A 19,131-nucleotide genomic window follows, 5' to 3' on the forward strand; every position below is an offset into this window, starting at 1 on the left:
TGCGATCGCAAGGCGGAGGGTCGTCCTCGTACCGGGGTACGTGGATGAGCCCGACAACGCAGCGAGCGTGCGTGCCAGGCGCCCCGGGCTGGGGGCACCCCCAGCGGTAGCTGGGGGAGGGATTTGTCAGACACGGCCCGGGCGGACGGTCCACGGTCGTGGGCCGTCCGCCTCCGCACCCGGCATGGACGACGAAGAAAGGTCAGCGAGATGAGTGCCGCCGACACGCATGCCACCGAGCCGCTGGAGCGGGGCCTCGTGGAGAGCCCGCCGCCGGCTCAGGACCGGCCCGCATCCGGGCGGGGGGCCCGCCGCCGGCCGGCCACCCGGCAGAACAGAACCCTGCCGTACTTGCTGATCACTCCGGCCCTGGTGGTCATGGCGGGCGTGCTCGGCTGGCCGCTGATCGACACCGTCGTGCTGTCCTTCCAGGACATGAGACGCAACAACCTGTGGGGCGGTACAACACCCCCGTGGGTCGGTCTCGACCAGTACACGACGATCCTCGGCGACTCCGAGTTCTGGCACGTGTTCATCCGCACGGTCGTCTTCGTCGTCGTCTGTGTCTTCTTCACCATGCTGCTCGGGCTGCTCATAGCGATGCTGCTGCAGCGGGTGTCGCCCTGGCTCCGGGTGATGATCACCAGCGCGATGGTCGCCGTCTGGGCGATGCCGCTGCTGGTCTCCACCTCGGTCTTCAAGTTCATGTTCGACTCGGACTACGGGTTGGTCAACGAGCTGCTCAGCAAGCTCCCCGGGGTCGACTACGCCGGGCACAACTGGTTCCTCAACCCCACCTCGGGGCTGGCGATCATCGCCGCCCTGGTGGTCTGGGCGGCCATCCCGTTCATCGCCATCAGCCTGCACTCGGCGCTCACCCAGGTGCCCAAGGAGCTGGAGGAGGCGGCCAGGATCGACGGCGCCAGCGGCTTCGGCATCTTCCGGTTCGTCACCTTCCCGGTGATCAAGCCGGTCTTCGTCATGACGACGACGCTGTCGATCATCTGGGACTTCGGTGTGCTCGGCCAGGTGCTGCTGATGCGCAACAACCACCCGGAGCCGGACTACCAGCTGCTGGGCCTCTACTCCTTCACCCAGGCGTTCACCAGTAACTCCTTCAGCACGGGTGCCGCGATCTCCATCATCACCGTGGTGATGCTGTCCGGCGTCTCCGTCTACTACCTGCGCCAGCTGATGAAGATCGGAGAGGTCGAGTGACTACCGCCGCCAAGGTCACCTACAAGAGCAAGAAGAAGAACCGCACCGGCTGGAACATCCTCGGCCTGCTCACCTTCGTGGTCATGGGCTTCCCGGTCTACTGGATGGTCATCACCGCGCTGCGGCCCAGCACCGAGATCCTCAGCTACCACCAGAAGCTCTGGCCGAGCTCGATCACGTTCGACCAGTTCAACCGGGCGATGGACATGCCCAACTTCTGGGACAACGTGAAGAGCAGCGTGATCATCTCGCTGTTCAGCGTCGTCATCGCCATCGGCGTCGGACTGCTCGCCGCCTACGCGCTGGGCCGCTTCCACTTCTGGGGCCGCCGCGGGCTGATGATCACGCTGCTGCTGATCCAGATGATCCCCGGCACGTCGATGCTGATCCCCATCTACATCCAGCTCAACGACATGGGCGGGCTGAACCAGTACTGGGGCGTCATCGTCGTGTACGCGGCGACGACGCTGCCCTTCTCGGTGTGGATGCTGCGCGGATTCATCGTCAACATCCCCAAGGAGCTGGAGGAGTCGGCCATGGTCGACGGCTGCAGCCAGATGGCCGCCTTCCGCCGCGTGGTCTTCCCGCTGCTGGCCCCGGGTCTGGTCGCCGCCTCGATCTACGCCCTGATGACGGCCTGGAACGAATACCTTTTCGCTTACGTCCTCCTCCAGGACAACGACAAGTACACCCTCAGCATTTGGCTGCTGAACTTCACCGGCCAGCGCGGTACCGACTTCGGCGCGCTGATGGCGGGCTCCATCCTGGTGGCCCTGCCCGTGGTGATCTTCTTCGTCATGGTCCAGCGCAAGGTCGCTTCCGGTCTGACCGCCGGGGCGGTGAAGGGATGACCGTCATTTCTACCGACTCCGCCCCCGACACTCTCACTCAGGACGCGCTCGCCGTCCTGCAGCCGGGTTTCATCGGGACCACCGCGCCCGAGTGGCTGCTGCAACGGCTCGCCGAGGGTCTCGGCTCCGTGGCGCTGTTCGCCCGGAACATCGAATCGCCCGAGCAGCTGTCCGCGCTCACCGCGCAGTTGCGCGCGGTACGGGCGGACGTGCTGGTCGCGGCCGACGAGGAGGGCGGTGACGTCACCCGCCTCGAAGCGCGGACCGGCTCGTCCTTCCCCGGCAACCTCGCGCTCGGCGCGGTCGACGACGCGGACCTGACGCAGGAGGTGGCGGCGGAGCTCGGCCGCCGGCTCGGCACCTGCGGGGTCAACTTCAACTGGGCGCCGTCCGCGGACGTCAACTCCGACCCCGGCAACCCGGTGATCGGCGTACGGTCCTTCGGCTCCGACCCGCACCTGGTCGCGCGCAACACCGCCGCGTACATCACCGGTCTGCAGTCCGCCGGGGTGGCGGCCTGCACCAAGCACTTCCCCGGCCACGGCGACACGGCCGTCGACTCGCACCACTCGATGCCCAACATCGAGGTCGGTCTGCAGACCCTGCAGGACCGTGAACTGGTGCCGTTCCGGGCCGCCGTCGCCGCCGGGACCAAGGCCGTGATGAGCGCCCACATCCTGGTGCCGGCCCTCGACCCGGACCGGCCCGCCACGCTCAGCCCCAGCGCGCTCAACGGGCTGCTGCGCGCGCCCGCCGCGGCGGGCGGCCTCGGTTACGACGGACTCATCGTCACCGACGGCATCGAGATGCAGGCCATCGCGGCGACGTACGGCATCGAACGCGGCACCGTCATGGCGCTGCTGGCCGGCGCCGACGCCATCTGTGTCGGCGGGGGTCTCGCCGACGAGGAGACCGTGCTGCGGCTCCGCGACGCCATCGTGCGTGCGGTGCGCGACGGTGATCTGCCCGAGGAGCGGCTCGCCGACGCCGCGGCCCGGGTGCGGTCGCTCGCGGCATGGACGGCCGAGCGGTCGGGTGCGGCGGAGGGGACCGCACCCGACCCCGAGGTCGGCCTCATCGCGGCCCGCCGGGCCGTGCGCGTGACCCGTACGGAGGAGTACGTACCGATCGCGACCGCGCCGTACGTGGCCGCCTTCACCCCGGTCGCGAACATCGCGGTCGGCGCCGAGACGCCCTGGGGGGTCGCCGCGGAATTGGAGCGGCTGCTGCCCGGCACCGTGACCGGCACCTTCCGTGCGGCGGACGCCGAGGACGGCGGGGTGGACGCCCTCTGCGCGAAAGTGCTGCAGTCCGCGTCCGACCGTAGGATCGTCGCAGTGGTCCGCGACGTGCACCGCCACGCGTGGATGGCCGACGCACTGGACGCCCTGCTCGCCGCCCGGCCGGACACGGTCGTGGTGGAGATGGGGGTGCCCCAGGCGCCGCCGTCCGGCGCGCTGCACATCGCGACCCATGGCGCTGCCCGTGTGTGCGGGCGAGCAGCCGCGGAGGTCATCGCCGGCAAGGAAGCCGGGGTCTGACCGGCGCGGAGGAGCTACGCAACAGCCTGGAGGCCCACCGCATGTCCGTCCCGACGCCGGACCGGAAGATTCTGATACCGGGCCGGATCATGTCCGGTGAGATGGCCGAGCAGCCCGCTGTACTGCGGCGCATCCTGGACCGGGGTGCGCCGCGGATCCGCGCGGTCGCCGCGAAGGTCGCGGCCCGCAACCCGCGCTTCGTGCTGCTCACCGCCCGCGGTACGTCCGACAACGCGGCGCTGTACGCGAAGTACCTGATCGAGGTGCTGCTCGGCAAGCCCGCGGGTCTCACCTCGATGTCGACCACCACCGCGTACGGCGCGACGCCGGACCTCACGGACTGCCTGGTCATCACCGTCAGCCAGTCCGGTGGCTCGCCCGACCTGGTGGCCTCCACCCGGGCGGCCCGCGAGGCCGGCGCGATCACCGTCGCGGTGACGAACAACCCGGAGTCCCCGCTCGCCGAGGTCTCCGAGTTCCACATCGACGTGCTGGCGGGACCGGAGAAGGCGCTTCCGGCGACCAAGACGTACACCGCCGAGCTGCTGGCCCTGTACCTGTTCGTCGAAGGTCTGCGCGGTGGTGACGGCTCCGCCGCCGAGGTGCTGCCGGAACTGGCCGAGGGGATCCTGGCGCGCGGCGCCGAGGTCAAGGCGCTGGCCGGCCGCTACCGCTTCGCGGAGCGCATGGTCATCACCTCCCGCGGTTACGGCTACCCGACCGCGAGGGAAGCCGCGCTGAAGCTGATGGAGACCAGCTACATCCCGGCCCTGGCGTACTCGGGCGCGGATCTGCTGCACGGCCCGCTGGCCATGGTCGACAACATCTCGCCGGTGATCGCCATCGTCACCGAGGGCAGGGGCGGAGAGGCCCTCCAGCCGGTCCTGGACCGGCTGCGCGGCCGGGGCGCGGACCTGGTGGTCATCGGCCCGCAGGCCCAGGTGGACGCCGCCTCCGCGGGCTTCGCCCTGCCGACGAAGGGCGTCGCCGAGGAGGTCCAGCCGATCCTGGAGATCCTGCCGCTGCAGATGCTGGCCTACGAGGTCACCATCGCCCGTGGCCAGGACCCGGACGCCCCCCGCGCCCTCGCCAAGGTGACGGAGACGCACTGACGCGGTCCCGCCGTGTCGCACGTGAAAGGCCCCGTCGCGTGCTGCGACGGGGCCTTCCGCGTGCGTGCGGGGAGGTGCGGGCGGCGTGAACGGTGCCGGTGCCGGTGCCGGAAAACGCCACGGGCCGCGGCGCCGGGAAGGGACCCTCAGCCCTTCCAGCACCGCAGCCCGGAGCTGCTGTCGACGCCGTGGCCGACGGGGTGTGCGGTTCCCCGTGGCCCGTTAGGGCCGACCGGTGAGGCCACGGCGTAGTCAGGGCAGAGAACGCCTGGCCTCGATCCACCCTCCTGTGCGGGGAGGATGGAGGTCTGTTCGGTCCATTGTGGACTAGACCATTCGTCCTTGTCCATGGAATCGCGGCCATCGGTGGAAAAAGGCCCGGCACGGATGGCCCGAATTGGCCTGTACGCTCGCAGACGTGCCCTCCATGAACGACCTCGTACGCCAGCACACCGGCCTCGACGACTCCGATCTCGAATGGCTTCACCTGCTGGTCTCCGAGTGGCAGCTGCTCTCCGACCTGTCCTTCGCCGACCTCGTCCTGTGGGTGCCCACCCTGGACGGCACGCGCTATGTCTCGGTCGCCCAGATGCGGCCGAACACCGGGCCGACCTCGTACCAGGACGACATGGTCGGCCATCTGGTGCCGCGCGGCCGCCGCCCCATGCTGGACGCGGCCCTGGACGAGGGCCGGATCGTCCGTGAGGGCGACCCCGAATGGCGGGACGAGGTCCCGGTCCGGGTCGAGTCGATCCCGGTCCGCCGCGAGGGCCGGGTGCTGGGCGTGATCGCCCGCAACACCAACCTGCTGACCGTCCGCACCCCCAGCCGGCTCGAGCTCACCTATCTGCAGAGTGCCTCCGACCTGGCGCAGATGATCGCCGCCGGCTCCTTCCCGTTCCCCGCCGAGCAGGTCGACATGGACGCGGCGCCGCGCGCCGGCGACGGTCTGATCCGGCTCGACGCGGACGGCATCGTGCAGTACGCCAGCCCCAACGCGCTCTCCGCGTACCACCGGCTGGGCCTCGCCGCCGACATCGTCGGACTGCACCTCGGCGCGACCACCGCCGAACTCGCCCCCGCCCGCGGCCCGGTGGACGAGGCGATGGTCAAACTCGCCAGCGGCTGGGCGCCCCGCGAGGCCGAGGTCGAGGGCGGCGACGGCGTCATCCAGCTGCGCACCATCCCGCTGCGGCCCAAGGGCACCCACATCGGCTCGCTCGTACTGCTGCGCGACGTCACCGAGCTGCGGCGCCGTGAGCGCGAGTTGATGACCAAGGACGCCACCATCCGGGAGATCCACCACCGGGTGAAGAACAATCTGCAGACCGTCGCCGCGCTGCTGCGGCTGCAGGCCCGCCGGATGGATTCCGACAAGGCGCGCGAGGCGCTGGAGGAAGCGGTCCGCCGGGTCGGCTCGATCGCCATCGTGCACGAGACGCTCTCCCAGAACCTGGACGAGCGCGTCGAGTTCGACGACATCGCCGACCGGGTGCTCTCGATGGTCGCCGAGATCTCACCCGGCCGCGTCACCGCCCGCCGTACCGGGCGCTTCGGCATCCTGACCGCCGAGGTCGCCACCCCGCTGGCGATGGTTCTCACCGAACTGCTGCAGAACGCGCTGGAGCACGGCTTCGGCCCGGGGGAGAGCGGCACGGTCGAGGTGGGGGCGACGGCCGGCCGCGACAAGCTGATCATCACCGTCCAGGACAACGGCCGCGGGCTGCCGGAGGGCTTCAACCCGCAGCGGGCCGGAAATCTGGGCCTGCAGATCGTCCGCACCCTGGTGGTCGGCGAACTGTCCGGCACGTTCGACATGGTCCCGGCGCCGGAGGGCGGCACCAAGGTCGTGCTGGAACTCCCCGCCGAGGCCTAGTGATCCGGGGCCCGGTCCTCCGGGGCCGGCGGTGAGGGCGAACAGCAGTAAGCCCCGACCGCCAAGGCGGTCGGGGCTTACTGGATGCTGTGTGCTGCGCGTACGAATTCGGGTGCTGCGCGCTGCGGCTCGGGGGTAAAGCGGGGGCGTCAGACGCTGGCGTTGCGGGCCCTGTTGCGGGCGGCGCGGCGCTTCATTGCGCGACGCTCGTCCTCGCTGAGGCCACCCCAGACGCCTGCGTCCTGGCCGCTCTCCAGCGCCCACTGCAGGCACTGCTCCATGACGGGGCAGCGGCGGCAGACGGCCTTGGCTTCCTCGATCTGCAGCAGCGCAGGACCGGTGTTGCCGATGGGGAAGAAGAGTTCCGGGTCTTCCTCGCGGCAAACGGCGCGATGACGCCAGTCCATGGCTGCTCCAACTCCTTTGTGACAAGCACGTTGCTTGTGAATGTGAACGCTTTCACGAATCCCCTCACAGGGCACGGCACTACGCCCAGTTACCTGGTGCAGTTCCGCTGGTGTGAGGTGGTGGATTCGGGCTCTCAAGGGACTCCGGTTGTTGGCCGTCCCGATCGCCATGTAGAGACTCGCAAACCTGGGCTGCGGATACAACCCCTTCAGGAAAGTTTTTTTTGATTCCTCGGTGTCGCCTGCATCACAGCCGTACTTCCATGGGGTGCAGGGCAGCCTAAACGTTCGAGTAAAAGGACTTTGGGCTCTTCCGCTTACACAATCACACGCAGTGCACGGCGTACGCCTGTGAAGGTTGCGCTGGTACGCAGCCCCAGGTGGTCGCCGTCCACCTGGAACGGGAGTGGAGCCTGCGAATGCAAGGTGAAGTCCGTCAGGTCGTGGACGGACGCCACATGCTTACCGTGCGGGCCTCGATCGGGGGTCGAACGCAGCAGTTGCGTGGCGTAACGCATCGCTGACGTCGTCGACATCTTCGAGACTCCGAGCAGGTCGAGGCCGGTGTCGAAGGAGGCCTCGGGGGACGCGTACACCGGACGATTGCCCAGGTAGGTCCAGGGGGCGGTGTTGCAGACTATGGCCAGCACCAGCCCGGTGACCGGGTCCTCGTCCGGGCGCTCCAGCGTGATCGAACCGCCCCGCCGGTGCGTCTCCGCCAGGAACTGGCGCATCACCTGGCGCATGTAGAGGGCGTGCGTCGAGCGCTTCCCCTGATCCCGCTGCTGTTCGACCCGGCCCACTACGCCGGCGTCGAAACCCAGCCCGGCGCAGAAGGTGAACCAGCGCGACGGCACTCCCTCGTCCTCCGTACCGGGCGTGCCGCTCACCAGGCCCAGGCCGACCGTGCGCGACGACTGGTCGTGGAGGGCGTCCAGCAGCGCGCCGGTCGCCTCGACGGCGTCATTGGGGAGTCCCAGGGCGCGCGCGAAGACATTGGTCGATCCGCCGGGGACCACGGCCAGCTGCGGCAGCCGGTCGGGATCGGGGCCGTTGTGCAGCAGTCCGTTGACCACTTCGTTGACGGTGCCGTCGCCGCCGAGTGCGACGACCAGTTCGATCTCGCCGCCCTCGGCCGCCTGCCGGGCGAGATCCCGGGCGTGGCCGCGGTACTCGGTGGCAGCCACTTCCAGCTTCAGATCGCTGGCGAGTGCGTGGGCCAGAACGTCACGGACCCGCGCACTGGTGGTGGTGGCAGCAGGGTTGACCACGAGAAGTGCGCGCATGAGGGGAAGCGTACCTACCCATAAGTACACCGGGCTACGCTGGCCGGTGTGAGCCAGATCCCCCCGACCCCGTCATCCAAACCGCGCCGGCTGACCGCCGCCGCGGGCCTCGCGGCCCTCGAAGGGCTCGCCCTCGCGGCCTGCGGGCTCGTGCTGCTGGTGCTGGCGCTGACCGGTCATTCCGACAACGTCCGCAACGCCGTGGTGGGTGCGCTCACCGTCCTCGCCCTCGGCGCGATCCCGCTGGCGGCGGCGTACGGGCTGCTGCACGCCCGGCGCTGGAGCCGCGGCCCCGCGCTGATCATCCAGCTACTGGCGCTGCCGGTGGCCTGGACGCTCGTGCACGGCTCGGCGGCGCTCGTCGCGGCCGGCGTCGCCCTGGCCCTGATGGCACTGGCCGGGCTGGTCCTTCTGATCCACCCCGCCACCACAGCCGCCCTCGGTATCGGCGACCGCGGCCAGGTCTAGGTTCTGCGGGCTGGGTTCCGCGGCCTGGGTTCCGCGGGCCGGGCTACTGCGGCCCGGTTTCCTGCCCCGTGAGGGGTTTTCTGCGCCCTGGGCCTGCCGGACGCCTCAGGGAGCTGTCCGGCAGGCGTCATGGGCTACTCCTCGACGAGGAGCTTCTCGCGGAGCTGCATGAGAGTGCGGGCCAGCAGCCGGGAGACGTGCATCTGGGAGATGCCGACCTCGATGGCGATCTGCGACTGGGTCATGTTGCCGAAGAACCGCAGCATGAGGATCTTCTTCTCCCGGGGCGGCAGTGACTCCAGGAGCGGTTTGAGCGATTCCCGGTACTCGACGCCCTCAAGGGCCTCGTCCATGGCACCGAGGGTGTCCGCGACGGCCGGGGAGTCGTCGTCGGTGTCCGGAACGTCGAGGGACAGGGTGCTGTAGGCGTTCGCGGATTCGAGTCCCTCCAGCACCTCCTCCTCCGTGATCTTGAGCTGGACCGCCAGCTCGTGCACGGTCGGCGCCCGGCCGAAGCGCTGGGAGAGCTCTCCGGTGGCGGTGGTGAGGGCCAGCCGCAGCTCCTGGAGCCTGCGGGGGACGCGGACGGCCCAGCCCTTGTCCCTGAAGTGACGTTTGATCTCGCCGACGACCGTGGGAGTCGCGTACGTGGAGAACTCCACGCCGCGGTCCACGTCGAAGCGGTCGACGGACTTGATCAGACCGATGGTGGCGACCTGGGTGAGGTCGTCCAGCGGCTCCCCGCGGTTGCGGAAGCGCCGCGCCAGGTGCTCCACCAAGGGCAGGTGCATACGCACCAGCCGGTTGCGCAGCTCGGCGCGTTCCGGTGAGCCGTCCGGGAGCTTGCTCAGCTCCACGAAGAGCGCTCGGGCGCCGGCCCGGTCATGCGGGTCGTGCTGCTCTTGCTGGTCCATGGGATCCGCCTGCTCCGCCGCGTCCATTCCATCCGTACGGGACCCGGGGTGCTGCCGCGCCGAATACCGCCCGACCGCCCCGGCGGGCGACGCCTGGGCGGGTACGGCGGCACGGCCCCGCACCGCGGGCGTGCCGCTGTCCGCCGGGGGTCCGGGAGCTGCCTCCCGGGAAAGATCAGCACTCATGGCGTTTCCCCGTTCCGTGCACGGTTGTACCGTTACCGGCCCTTCGGGGGACCGGGACACGCTGACCTGCTTCGGGTCCGCGCCTGCGGGCTGCCTGCATCTGGGGACCTCACGACTGTCCGGGGCCGGCACCGCGCTTCTTGTGCAGGCTGATGCTGACGGTCTTGTCCTCCGCGACCGTGGCATCCACCTCGCCCGCCAGTGCGGAGAGCACTGTCCAGGCGAAGGTGTCCCGCTCCGGAGCGCGACCATCGGTCGTGGGCGCCGAAACTCTCACCCACAGAGCGTCTCCGACGAGTCGGAAGACGCAACTCAATACGCTGCCGGGAACGGCCTGCTGCAGCAGGATCGCGCACGCCTCATCCACGGCGATGCGCAGGTCTTCGATCTCGTCGAGGGTGAAGTCCAGCCGTGCCGCGAGTCCGGCCGTAGCCGTACGCAGCACCGACAGATAGGCCCCCGCCGCGGGCAGCCGGACCTCAACGAAGTCCTTCGTCCCGGGCTCGCCTGCGATCTGGGACACCCTCACCTCCAAGGTGGCACACAGTGATTGCTCTGGTTCGCCAGCGACGCTATCGCGATCTGTGCCCTGATGTCGCCCGGACGGAGCACTGCCGCCGCCATGAGTGAGCCCTGGCCCGACACCCCACGACTGTCACCCATGGTAAGCGTATGAGTACGCAACGTGGCTAGGGGTGTGCGGTCTCAATTCGAAAGAGATGTCGCATCGTTGCCGACACGCGGGTGGACTGCCAGGTCGGCGAGGGTGCGCAGCGGTTCGCCGGTCAGTCGTTGCACGGTCCAGCCGTCCTGTCCGAAGGCGCCGATGGAGCGGTAGAAGCCGATCGCGGGATCGTTCCAGTCCAGTACTGCCCATTCGAAGCGCTCGTAGCCGCGCGTGACGCAGATCGAGGCCAGTTCCGCCAGGAGCGCCTTGCCGTGGCCGCCGCCGCGCGCTTCGGGCTTTACGTACAGATCCTCCAGGTACACCCCGTGTGTGCCCGTCCAGGTGGAGAAATTCCGGAACCACAGGGCGAATCCCACCGTGCGGTCCCCGGACGAATCACCGGATACGCCCCCGGAGCCGGCTGCGGGCGCGTCCGCGGATTCGTCCTCCGCGATCAGGGCGAAGATCGCCGGGTGCTCGCAGAAAAGGGCGTCGTGCAGTTGCTCCGGCGTCGCGCGGGCTTCCTCCAGCGCCTTTTCGTACTCCGCGAGTTCGCGGATCATGGCGTGGATCGCCGGGACGTCGGCGGGGGTGGCGGCTCGGATCATGAGCCCAGGCTACGTCCCGATGATGTGGCGCAGGTAAGCCTGGGGATCGGTCAGATACCGGCGCCAGTGGTCGACGATCGCCAGGTCCTCCCAGCGCGCGGAACGCGCTCCGTCCTCGCCGATCTCGAGGATCGTGGCGCCCGGGGTCGCGGTCAGCAGCGGGGAGTGAGTGGCGCAGATCACCTGGGCGCCGGTGCCGGCGAGCTCGTGCATCAGGCCCACCAGGTGCAGACAGGACGTGAAGGAGAGCGCCGCCTCCGGCTCGTCCATCACGTACAGGCCGGGCTGCCGGAACATCTCGCGGAAGGCCGTCAGGAAGCCCTCTCCGTGGCTCATGGTGTGCACGGCGACGTCCTCGCGTTCCAGGGCGTCCAGGGCGGTCTCGGCGCGCAGGAAGAAGCCCTTGCGGCGGGTGCGGGGGCCGTCGAGCATGCGGCGGCCGGCCCGGGTGGCGTCGAAGCGGATCCGCTGGCCCAGATCGGACTTCTCGCGGTTGCTCGCGTACTTGTACCCGGCCCGGCCGCCGTACGGGTCCAGGCCGAAGCCCTCCGCGAGCGCCTCGACGAGGGTGGACTTGCCGGAGCCGTTCTCGCCGACGAGGAACGTGATCGGCGAGGTGAAGCGCAGCCCGCCGTCGAGCAGCTGGGCGACGGCGGGGACCCGCCAGGGCCAGGCGCCCGGCGGGAACTCGTCGGTGGCGGGAACATGCGCGTAGGCGCGTTCGATCAGCATGCGCGACCCGTCCTCATCCGGCCCGTCCTCATCCGGTCACGACGGCCGCGAGGCGGGTGCCGGGGGAGAAGGCGCCCTCGTCCGCCAGGGTGAACAGGCCGTGCAGCATCTTCGCCACGTAGACGCGGTCCGGGACCAGTCCGTGCCGGTCGGCGAAGTCCTCCGCGAAGGCGTCGAGGCCGGGGGTGGTGCGGGCGTAGCCGCCGTGGTGGAAGCGCTCGTCGAGCGTCCAGTCGCCGGTCCGCCCGCCGAACGCGTCCTCCTGCAGCCGCTGGACGGCGCCGCCGAGGAAGCCGCCCTTGAGGACCGGGAAGCCGATCGCGCGCTGGTTGCCGGGCGCCAGCCCCGCGGCCAGCCCGGCCAGCGTGCCGCCGGTGCCGCAGGCCACCGCGACGACGTCCGCCGCGCCGCGCAGCTCCCTGCCCAGCTCGGCGCAGCCGCGGGCCGCCAGCGCGTTGCTGCCGCCCTCGGGCACCACGTAGCAGCGGCCGAAGCGCTCCCGCAGCTCTTCGACGACGTCCGGCTCCGCCTTGCGGCGGTACGTGGTCCGGTCGACGAAGGCCAGCCGCATGCCGTCGGCCGCGGCGCGGGTCAGCGAGGGGTTCAGCGGGCGCCGGGCCAGCTCGTCGCCGCGGACGACGCCGATGGTCGTGAAGCCCAGCAGCCGTCCGGCGGCGGCGGTCGCGCGCAGATGGTTGGAGTAGGCGCCGCCGAACGTCAGCAGGGTGTCGTGGCCGGCGTCGGCGGCGGCCTGGAGGTTGAGCCGCAGCTTGCGCCATTTGTTGCCCGGCAGGTCCGGGTGGATCAGGTCGTCCCGCTTCAGCAGCAACCGGACGCCGTGCCGTGCGAGCCGGGCGTCCTCGATCGCGACCAGCGGTGAGGGCAGCCGGGGTCGCAGCGCGTCGAGCGGCAGGCCGGTGGCGGTCACCTCGTCATTGTCACCCGCACGGGTGAGGTCGGCAGCCCGCGGGTCGCAAACCGCCGCAATGGCCTCATCGGTCCCCCTGGCCGCGGAAGAAGCTCCCGAAAAGGGCCGCCCCCGGTGCATTCTTCTCACGTGAAGACGAACGGCATAGACCTCTCCGGCGGCCCGGACCCGGGGCGGGAGCGGGAATCCCCGGCCGGGCCCGGTGACGGGCTCGCCGCGACGATACGCGGGCTGCTGCCCTCGCTGACGCCCGCCTCCGCGCGCATCGCCCGGCTGATCGTCGAGGACCCGGCCCAGGTCGCCCGCAGCACGATCTCCGAACTGAGCGCGCTGGCGGGCACCAGCGACTCCTCGATCGTCAGGACCGCCAGGGCGCTGGGTTTCTCCGGCTACCCCGAGCTCCGGCTGGCGCTGGCCGCCTCGGCGGCGCGGCAGCCCCCGCGCTCGACCCTGACCTCGGGGATCACCCGGCAGGACTCACCCGCGGAGGTGATGGCCAAGCTGGTGCACACCGAGTCCCAGGCCGTCCTGGAGACCGAGACGCAGCTCGATCCGGGGCAGTTGCTGGGCGCCGTGCTCGCGGTGTGCGGCGACGGCCAGCTGCACATCGCCGGCGTCGGCGCGTCCGGGCTGGTCGCGCAGGACCTGCACCAGAAGCTGCAGCGCATAGGACGGCCCTGCCACGCGCACGGCGACTCGCAGTCCGCGCTGACCAGCGCGGTGCTGCTCGGCTCCGGCGACGTCTTCCTCGCCGTGTCGCACTCCGGCGAGAGCCGCGACGTCCTGGAGCCGCTGCGCCGGGCCGCCGCCGAGGGCGCGACGACCGTCGTCATCACCAACCACCCGCAGTCGTCGGCCGCCCGGCTCGCCGACTTCGTGCTGGCGTCGGCGGGCCGCGAGACGACCTTCCGGCCCGGCGCGATGGCCAGCCGGATCAGCCAACTGGTCGTCGTCGACTGCCTCTTCGTCTGCGTCGCGCAGCGCACCTACGAGAAGTCCGACCACGCCCTGCGGGTCACGCACCAGGCCCTGGAGAGCGACCGCGCCTGAACTCCCCGGGCCCGGGCGACAGGTCAGCGGCGCTGACCGGTCTCAGCTGACGGGTCTCAGCGGAATGCGGCGATGTTGCGGGCGGCCCAGTCGGCGAAGGGGCGCGGGGCGCGGCCGAGGACCCGCTGGACGTCCGGGCTGACGCGCAGCTCGGCCGGGTTCGGGGAACCGAGGATGTCCAGAGTGTCGTCGGCGAGCTCCACCGGCATGCTCCGGGACATGCCGGCCCTGGCTTCGTCGCGGGTGAGCTCGTGGAACCTCACCGGCGAGTCCAGCGCGGCGGCGAGGGCCGCCGCCTGCCGGCGCGGAGAGATCACCTCCGGGCCGGTCAGCTCGTACACCCCGCCGGTGTGCAGGTCGTCCAGCAGGCAGGCCGCCGCGACCTCGGCGATGTCCGCCGGGTCGATGACCGGCAACCCGACGTCGCCGAAGGGCGCGGCGACGACCTGTCGCGTGCGGACGGACTCGGCCCACCACAGGGCGTTGGAGGCGAAGCCGCCCGGCCGCAGGACGGCCCACTCCAGGCCGGACTCCCGCAGCGTGTCCTCCAGCGCGCGCATGGCGATCCGCGTCCGGCCGGCGGGCCTGGTCACCACGCCCTGCGTGGAGAGCAGTACGACTCGGCGGACCCCGGCGGCGGCGGCTTCGCCGATGATGTCGGCAGGGTTGGCTCCGGCGGCGTGCAGGTCGCCGGAGAGCAGCAGGAACAGCGCCTTCGCCCCGGCCAGCGCGGGCTTGAGGCCGGCCGGCTCGGCCAGGTCGGCCACCACGTGGCGGACGCCGTCCGGCACCGTCGCCGTGTGCCGTGAAACGGCCGTCACCTGCCCGCCCGCCTCGGCCAGCGCCTGCGTCAACGGTCGGCCGATGTTTCCGGTGGCCCCGGTCACCACGATCATGGTCAGCTCCTTGTCAGGTGTTCCTCTGTGGCCCGCACGCTAGGAGCACGGGCTTACTTTTGGTAAGGACATACCCCGAGGTAAGCTCATGACATGGCGGGAAGCGTGCAGGACAGACAGGGCGAGGCGGCACAGCGGTATGACGTGTTTCACACCGACTGCCCCGCGCGCGATGTGGTCGACCATGTGACCAGCAGGTGGGGCGTCTGGGTGCTGATCTCCTTGCGGAGCAACAGCCTCCGGTTCTACGAGCTGCGCGAGAGCATCCAGGGCATCAGCGAGAAGATGCTCGCCCAGACGCTGCGCGCGCTGGTCGCGGACGGCCTGGTCTGGCGGGAGGTCGAGCCGACGTCGCCGCCCCAGGTCACCTACGGGCTGACCGAGTTCGGCCGGGAGGTCGGCGAGCCGCTGACCGAGCTGTTCGACCGGATCACCCGGCGGCTGCCGCCGAACAGCGCGGATAGCGCGGATAGCGCGGGCGGTGGCTGAACGACCGCACCCGGTCCATCGGGGACTCCGAGCTGGAATCCCCGACGGACCGGGTGCGGATCATCGACCTGTGTCGGTGGTGTCGTCGCAGGTCGAAAAAATGTCTGGTCGAAAGACCTGAAAGAAGATCAGGCCTTCTTGGTCTCCCAGAAGATGGTGTCGATCTGGGCGATCAGCTCGAGGAGCTTCTCGCCGGTCTTCGGGTCGTTCGACGCCTTGGCAGCACTGCCTGCCTTGAGGGCGTCGTTGATGAGCTGGTGCAGCTCGGGGTACTTCTCGAAGTGCGGCGGCTTGAAGTAGTCGCTCCACAGCACCGAGATGTGGTGCTTGGCGAGCTCCGCGCGCTGCTCCTTGATGATGATGGCGCGGGTCCGGAAGTCCGGGTCCTCGTTGGCCTGGTACTTCTCCTGGACGGCCTTGACCGACTCGGCCTCGATGCGGGCCTGGGCCGGGTCGTATACGCCGCAGGGCAGGTCGCAGTGGGCGCTGACCTTAACCTTGGGCGCGAACAGGCGAGAGAACATGGCTGTCCTTCCTTGTGATCGTCTTTCCAGGTGGGAGATTACTCCCTGGGAGAGTCGTTTTCTCGGGTGCCCCATGTGGCTTAGGACAAAAGTCTGGTGTCACCCTGGGACTGGTGGAGGAAGGGACGAGGAGGCGCAGCATGCGGGAACGGCGAGTCCGACCGGTCTACGCGGTCGAGGTGACCGGTCCTTCGATGGTCCCGACGCTCTACGAGGGCGATCGGCTGTTCGTGCGAAACGTCAACGGCCCGGCGGACGTCCGGGAGGGTGACGTCGTGGTCCTGCGGCACCCGCTGCAACAGGACCTGCTCATCGTGAAGCGGGCGGTCGAGCGCCGTGAGGGCGGCTGGTGGGTGCTCGCCGACAATCCCTTCGGGCCGATCGCGGACAGCAGCGTGTTCGGCACGGTGCCGGACGAGTTGATGCTCGCCCGGGCCCTGGTGCGGTTCCGGCCGCCCCGGGAGCTTCAGAGGTCGGTGGCCGGGGTGCTGTCGTGGGCGGCGTCCTGTGTACGGCCGCTGAGCGCGGACCGTTCGTTCTCCAGGCGCTTGCGGGCACGGTAGGCCGCCACGTTCGCGCGGGTCGCGCAGCGGTCGGAGCAGTAGCGGCGGGACCTGTTGGTCGATGTGTCGACATAGGCGTTGCGGCAGGGGCTCGCCTCGCAGATGCCCAGCCGGTCCACGCCGAGTTCGGTCAGCTGGAAGGCCAGCCCCATGCAGGCGGTGGCGGCGTATCCCGCGGTGGCGGTCGCGGCGTGGTCGGCGAGGTGCATGTGCCAGTCGGGCCGGCCGGTTTCGTCCAGGTGTTCGTGCCCGGAGATCTGCGGGCTGACCGGGAACTCCAGCAGCAGCGCGTTGAGCAGGTCCACGGCGCGTACCTCGTCGCCCTCGTCGGCTGCCTCGAAGACCCCGCGCAGCCGGGTGCGTACGGCGCGCAGCCGGGGCACGTCGGCGTCGGTGCTGCGCGCGGCGGCCTGGGTGCTGGCGCCGAAGAGCGCGCGGACGGCGTCGACGCCGGTGAGGTCGTCCGTTCCGCGTTCCGGCTCCTCGCTGTTCACCAGGCGCACGGCGTAATCCGAGTAATAGGCCAGTTCCACTTGTGATCCTTACGCGTGCGTTCTAGGCTCAGTAATGGTCGAGGTAGCTATCAGGGTATTACGAACTGGGGAGACGGCGATGACGGGTACACCGGAGGCGCCGCCGGCACCCGCGGTGCGCACCGCGGACCGGCAGAGCCGGCAGAAGAGCTGAGACCGTCAGAAGGAGTGGTACCTGCCGGACCGCGAGGAGCGGTTCCGGGTGATGCTGGACATGGTCGAGGCACTGGTCGGGCCCGCGCCCAAGGTGCTGGACCTCGCGTGCGGCACCGGCAGTATCTCGGACCGCGTGCTGCGGCGCTTCCCCGAGGCGCGATCCACCAACATCGACCTCGATCCGGCCCTGCCGGCCATCGCCCGGGGGTGATCAAGGAGGCGGAGCGGGCGCTGCGGCACGCGCGCATGGCGCGGGAGAGGGCGGACGGCGTCTGGCGCTCGGTCCTGGACGCACTCGTGCTCGGCCTGAAGTAACGCGCGGAACGACGCGCGCCGCCCCGGACATGAAGAAGGCCGGACGGCCGGGCTCGCGGCCCGGCCGTCCGGCCTCGTCCGTTCGGGTCACAGCACCTTGGACAGGAACGCCTTGGTGCGCTCGTGCTGCGGGTTGCTCAGGACGTCGCGGGGGTTCCCCGCCTCGACGACGATGCCGTCGTCCATGAAGACCAGCGCGTCGCCCACCTCGCGGGCGAAGCCCATCTCATGGGTGACGACGATCATCGTCATGCCGTCCTCGGCGAGCCCGCGCATGACGTCGAGGACGTCACCGACGAGCTCCGGGTCGAGGGCGGAGGTCGGCTCGTCGAAGAGCATCAGCTTCGGCTCCATCGCCAGCGCGCGGGCGATGGCCACCCGCTGCTGCTGTCCGCCGGACAGCTGCGCGGGGTAGTTGGCCGCCTTGTCGGCCAGGCCGACCCGGTCGAGCAGCCGTTCGGCACGGGCCCGGGCGGTCGCCTTCGACTCGCCCTTGACCTGCATCGGGGCTTCCATGACGTTCTCGATCGCCGTCATGTGCGGGAAGAGGTTGAAGCGCTGGAACACCATGCCGATGTCCCGCCGCTTCGCCGCGACCTCGCTGTCCTTCAGCTCGTAGAGCTTGTCGCCCTTCTGCCGGTAGCCGACCAGCTCGCCGTCCACCCACAGGCGGCCGGCGTTGATCTGCTCCAGGTGGTTGATGCACCGCAGGAAGGTGGACTTGCCCGAGCCGGACGGGCCGACGAGGCAGAACACCTCGCGCGGCGCGACCTCCAGCTCGATCCCCTTGAGGATGTGCGCCAGGCCGAACGACTTGTGGACGGCCTCGGCCTTGACCATGGGCTGAACGGTCATCGGGCCACCTCCGGACGGCGCAACGTGCTGAGATTCGCCTTGATCTTCTGCCACGGGGTGAGCGGCAGACTGCGCAGCGAGCCCCGGGCGAAGCGGCGTTCCAGGTAGTACTGGCCGACGCTGAACACGCTGGTCAGGGCGAGGTACCAGATGGACGCGACGAAGAACATCTCCATGGTCGCGAAGGAGCTCGCGGCGATGTCCTGCGCGCTGCGCAGCAGGTCCTGGTACTGGACGGCGACGACCAGCGAGGACGTCTTGAGCATGTTGATGAACTCGTTGCCGCTCGGCGGGATGATCACCCGCATGGCCTGCGGCAGCACCACGCGGCGCATGGTCTGGCCCTGCTTCATGCCCAGGGCGTGCGACGCCTCGGTCTGGCCCTCGTCGACCGACTGGATGCCGGCCCGCACGATCTCGGCCATGTAGGCGCCCTCGTTCAGACCGAGCCCCAGCAGGGCGGCCACGAACGGGGTCATGACGTCGACCATGTTGTTCTTGTAGATCGGGCCGAGGTTCAGGACCGGGAAGATCAGCGCCAGGTTGAACCAGATGAGCAGCTGCACATAGACCGGGGTGCCGCGGAAGAACCAGATGTAGAGCCAGGCGACGCCGCCTGTCACCGGGTTCTTGGAGAGCCGCATGACGGCGAAGAGCACACCGAGCAGCAGGCCCATCAGCATCGACAGGACGCTGATGAGGATGGTGTGCCACATACCGGTCAGGATGGAGTGGTCGAACAGCTTTTCCGGCACGGTCGCCCAGCGCACATCGCCCTGGGAGAACGAGAACACGAGTGCGGCCAGCACGGCCACGACGACGACCGCGCTGATCCAGCGCCCGTAATGGCGTACGGGGATCGCCCGGATAGCCTCCGCCGGGATCGCGGTGGCGGTCCCGGCGGTCCCGCTCGCCGGAGCGTCGGCGGGTTCCTTCTCGAATTTGTCAGTCACTGC

General features: G+C 70.0%; 21 protein-coding genes and 1 pseudogene. 10 read left to right on the plus strand and 12 right to left on the minus strand.

The genetic code is table 11. The annotated features are described in order from the left end of the window. Nucleotides 1-210: 210 nt before the first annotated feature. The 5 genes from LNW72_RS26475 (at nucleotide 211) to LNW72_RS26495 (ending at nucleotide 6,598) form a co-directional block, all read left to right on the plus strand. Nucleotides 211-1,218 carry a carbohydrate ABC transporter permease gene (locus tag LNW72_RS26475; protein ID WP_250977641.1) on the plus strand — a complete coding sequence of 336 codons (1,008 nt, stop codon included), beginning with the start codon at nucleotides 211-213 and terminating at the stop codon, nucleotides 1,216-1,218. Continuing rightward, nucleotides 1,215-2,069 (plus strand): carbohydrate ABC transporter permease, encoded by an 855-nt coding sequence (locus tag LNW72_RS26480; protein ID WP_250977642.1) that lies wholly within the window; start codon nucleotides 1,215-1,217, stop codon nucleotides 2,067-2,069. Before LNW72_RS26475 ends, LNW72_RS26480 begins: the two co-directional genes overlap by 4 nt. Further along, nucleotides 2,066-3,610 (plus strand): glycoside hydrolase family 3 protein, encoded by a 1,545-nt coding sequence (locus LNW72_RS26485; protein ID WP_250977643.1) that lies wholly within the window; start codon nucleotides 2,066-2,068, stop codon nucleotides 3,608-3,610. The genes LNW72_RS26480 and LNW72_RS26485 overlap by 4 nt, the downstream gene beginning before the upstream one ends. Nucleotides 3,611-3,651: 41 nt before the next feature. Next, nucleotides 3,652-4,722: an SIS domain-containing protein gene (locus LNW72_RS26490; protein WP_250977644.1), complete on the plus strand. Its 1,071-nt coding sequence runs from the start codon at nucleotides 3,652-3,654 to the stop codon at nucleotides 4,720-4,722. A 427-nt stretch (nucleotides 4,723-5,149) separates the two neighbouring features. Further along, on the plus strand, nucleotides 5,150-6,598 hold the full coding sequence (locus LNW72_RS26495; RefSeq protein WP_250980322.1) for a PAS domain-containing sensor histidine kinase: 1,449 nt from the start codon (nucleotides 5,150-5,152) through the stop codon (nucleotides 6,596-6,598). A 149-nt stretch (nucleotides 6,599-6,747) separates the two neighbouring features. On the opposite strand, the gene LNW72_RS26500 is transcribed toward LNW72_RS26495, so the two are convergent. Together LNW72_RS26500 and LNW72_RS26505 are read right to left on the minus strand one after the other, a co-directional pair. Beyond that, on the minus strand, nucleotides 6,748-7,005 hold the full coding sequence (locus tag LNW72_RS26500) for a WhiB family transcriptional regulator (protein WP_138350912.1): 258 nt from the start codon (nucleotides 7,003-7,005) through the stop codon (nucleotides 6,748-6,750). Between the two features lie 317 nt (nucleotides 7,006-7,322). Next, nucleotides 7,323-8,291 (minus strand): diacylglycerol kinase family protein, encoded by a 969-nt coding sequence (locus LNW72_RS26505; protein ID WP_138350911.1) that lies wholly within the window; start codon nucleotides 8,289-8,291, stop codon nucleotides 7,323-7,325. A 48-nt stretch (nucleotides 8,292-8,339) separates the two neighbouring features. Here LNW72_RS26505 and LNW72_RS26510 point away from each other — a divergent pair, with 48 nt between their 5' ends. Next, entirely contained in the window at nucleotides 8,340-8,759 is a 420-nt protein-coding gene (locus LNW72_RS26510; RefSeq protein ID WP_250977645.1) for a hypothetical protein, read from the plus strand. A gap of 134 nt (nucleotides 8,760-8,893) precedes the next feature. On the opposite strand, the gene LNW72_RS26515 is transcribed toward LNW72_RS26510, so the two are convergent. The 5 genes from LNW72_RS26515 to LNW72_RS26535 all read right to left on the minus strand — a co-directional run bounded on the left by LNW72_RS26515 (nucleotide 8,894) and on the right by LNW72_RS26535 (nucleotide 12,794). Next, complete coding sequence (locus LNW72_RS26515) at nucleotides 8,894-9,859, minus strand: RNA polymerase sigma factor SigF (protein WP_250977646.1); 966 nt, start codon at nucleotides 9,857-9,859, stop codon at nucleotides 8,894-8,896. 109 nt (nucleotides 9,860-9,968) lie between these two features. Further along, nucleotides 9,969-10,382 (minus strand): anti-sigma regulatory factor, encoded by a 414-nt coding sequence (locus LNW72_RS26520; RefSeq protein ID WP_138350908.1) that lies wholly within the window; start codon nucleotides 10,380-10,382, stop codon nucleotides 9,969-9,971. A gap of 182 nt (nucleotides 10,383-10,564) precedes the next feature. Continuing rightward, nucleotides 10,565-11,134 carry a GNAT family N-acetyltransferase gene (locus LNW72_RS26525; protein WP_250977647.1) on the minus strand — a complete coding sequence of 190 codons (570 nt, stop codon included), beginning with the start codon at nucleotides 11,132-11,134 and terminating at the stop codon, nucleotides 10,565-10,567. A 9-nt stretch (nucleotides 11,135-11,143) separates the two neighbouring features. Continuing rightward, complete coding sequence (locus LNW72_RS26530; protein WP_250977648.1) at nucleotides 11,144-11,866, minus strand: AAA family ATPase; 723 nt, start codon at nucleotides 11,864-11,866, stop codon at nucleotides 11,144-11,146. Nucleotides 11,867-11,894: 28 nt separating this feature from the next. Continuing rightward, nucleotides 11,895-12,794 carry a 1-aminocyclopropane-1-carboxylate deaminase/D-cysteine desulfhydrase gene (locus LNW72_RS26535; RefSeq protein WP_374117331.1) on the minus strand — a complete coding sequence of 300 codons (900 nt, stop codon included), beginning with the start codon at nucleotides 12,792-12,794 and terminating at the stop codon, nucleotides 11,895-11,897. A gap of 129 nt (nucleotides 12,795-12,923) precedes the next feature. Here LNW72_RS26535 and LNW72_RS41745 point away from each other — a divergent pair, with 129 nt between their 5' ends. After that, entirely contained in the window at nucleotides 12,924-13,844 is a 921-nt protein-coding gene (locus LNW72_RS41745) for a MurR/RpiR family transcriptional regulator (protein WP_250977649.1), read from the plus strand. 56 nt (nucleotides 13,845-13,900) lie between these two features. Here LNW72_RS41745 and LNW72_RS26545 read toward each other — a convergent pair whose 3' ends face one another. Next, entirely contained in the window at nucleotides 13,901-14,740 is an 840-nt protein-coding gene (locus tag LNW72_RS26545; protein WP_250977650.1) for an NAD(P)H-binding protein, read from the minus strand. 93 nt (nucleotides 14,741-14,833) lie between these two features. Here LNW72_RS26545 and LNW72_RS26550 point away from each other — a divergent pair, with 93 nt between their 5' ends. Beyond that, on the plus strand, nucleotides 14,834-15,229 hold the full coding sequence (locus tag LNW72_RS26550) for a helix-turn-helix domain-containing protein (protein ID WP_250977651.1): 396 nt from the start codon (nucleotides 14,834-14,836) through the stop codon (nucleotides 15,227-15,229). A 128-nt stretch (nucleotides 15,230-15,357) separates the two neighbouring features. Here the strand turns inward: LNW72_RS26550 and sodN are convergent, their stop codons facing one another. Next, nucleotides 15,358-15,753 (minus strand): superoxide dismutase, Ni, encoded by a 396-nt coding sequence (gene sodN / locus LNW72_RS26555; RefSeq protein WP_138350904.1) that lies wholly within the window; start codon nucleotides 15,751-15,753, stop codon nucleotides 15,358-15,360. A 140-nt stretch (nucleotides 15,754-15,893) separates the two neighbouring features. On the opposite strand from sodN, the gene sodX reads away from it, so the two are divergent. Next, entirely contained in the window at nucleotides 15,894-16,316 is a 423-nt protein-coding gene (sodX, locus tag LNW72_RS26560) for a nickel-type superoxide dismutase maturation protease (protein ID WP_250977652.1), read from the plus strand. On the opposite strand, the gene LNW72_RS26565 is transcribed toward sodX, so the two are convergent. Next, complete coding sequence (locus LNW72_RS26565; protein WP_250977653.1) at nucleotides 16,220-16,849, minus strand: CGNR zinc finger domain-containing protein; 630 nt, start codon at nucleotides 16,847-16,849, stop codon at nucleotides 16,220-16,222. The genes sodX and LNW72_RS26565 overlap by 97 nt on opposite strands. A 154-nt stretch (nucleotides 16,850-17,003) precedes the next feature. On the opposite strand from LNW72_RS26565, the pseudogene LNW72_RS26570 reads away from it, so the two are divergent. Continuing rightward, nucleotides 17,004-17,213, plus strand: a pseudogene (locus tag LNW72_RS26570) (SAM-dependent methyltransferase); the annotation flags it as partial. Between the two features lie 194 nt (nucleotides 17,214-17,407). Here LNW72_RS26570 and LNW72_RS26575 read toward each other — a convergent pair. Beyond that, a complete protein-coding gene (locus LNW72_RS26575; RefSeq protein ID WP_285369757.1) occupies nucleotides 17,408-18,175 on the minus strand; it encodes an amino acid ABC transporter ATP-binding protein in 768 nt (255 codons plus the stop codon). Then, on the minus strand, nucleotides 18,172-19,128 hold the full coding sequence (locus tag LNW72_RS26580) for an amino acid ABC transporter permease (RefSeq protein ID WP_250977654.1): 957 nt from the start codon (nucleotides 19,126-19,128) through the stop codon (nucleotides 18,172-18,174). Before LNW72_RS26580 ends, LNW72_RS26575 begins: the two co-directional genes overlap by 4 nt. Nucleotides 19,129-19,131 lie beyond the last annotated feature (3 nt).

Origin of the sequence: Streptomyces sp. RKAG293, assembly GCF_023701745.1 — a bacterium.
Lineage (GTDB): Bacteria > Actinomycetota > Actinomycetes > Streptomycetales > Streptomycetaceae > Actinacidiphila.

Bases quoted from the DNA above. Each gene is read 5' to 3' on its own strand.
- LNW72_RS26475 (WP_250977641.1), top strand. From the start codon at position 211: ATGAGTGCCGCCGACACGCATGCCACCGAGCCGCTGGAGCGGGGCCTC.
- LNW72_RS26485 (WP_250977643.1), top strand. From the start codon at position 2,066: ATGACCGTCATTTCTACCGACTCCGCCCCCGACACTCTCACTCAGGAC.
- LNW72_RS26490 (WP_250977644.1), top strand. From the start codon at position 3,652: ATGTCCGTCCCGACGCCGGACCGGAAGATTCTGATACCGGGCCGGATC.
- LNW72_RS26495 (WP_250980322.1), top strand. From the start codon at position 5,150: ATGAACGACCTCGTACGCCAGCACACCGGCCTCGACGACTCCGATCTC.
- LNW72_RS26500 (WP_138350912.1), bottom strand. From the start codon at position 7,005: ATGGACTGGCGTCATCGCGCCGTTTGCCGCGAGGAAGACCCGGAACTC.
- LNW72_RS26505 (WP_138350911.1), bottom strand. From the start codon at position 8,291: ATGCGCGCACTTCTCGTGGTCAACCCTGCTGCCACCACCACCAGTGCG.
- LNW72_RS26515 (WP_250977646.1), bottom strand. From the start codon at position 9,859: ATGAGTGCTGATCTTTCCCGGGAGGCAGCTCCCGGACCCCCGGCGGAC.
- LNW72_RS26525 (WP_250977647.1), bottom strand. From the start codon at position 11,134: ATGATCCGAGCCGCCACCCCCGCCGACGTCCCGGCGATCCACGCCATG.
- LNW72_RS26530 (WP_250977648.1), bottom strand. From the start codon at position 11,866: ATGCTGATCGAACGCGCCTACGCGCATGTTCCCGCCACCGACGAGTTC.
- LNW72_RS26545 (WP_250977650.1), bottom strand. From the start codon at position 14,740: ATGATCGTGGTGACCGGGGCCACCGGAAACATCGGCCGACCGTTGACG.
- LNW72_RS26550 (WP_250977651.1), top strand. From the start codon at position 14,834: ATGGCGGGAAGCGTGCAGGACAGACAGGGCGAGGCGGCACAGCGGTAT.
- sodN (WP_138350904.1), bottom strand. From the start codon at position 15,753: ATGTTCTCTCGCCTGTTCGCGCCCAAGGTTAAGGTCAGCGCCCACTGC.
- sodX (WP_250977652.1), top strand. From the start codon at position 15,894: ATGCGGGAACGGCGAGTCCGACCGGTCTACGCGGTCGAGGTGACCGGT.
- LNW72_RS26575 (WP_285369757.1), bottom strand. From the start codon at position 18,175: ATGACCGTTCAGCCCATGGTCAAGGCCGAGGCCGTCCACAAGTCGTTC.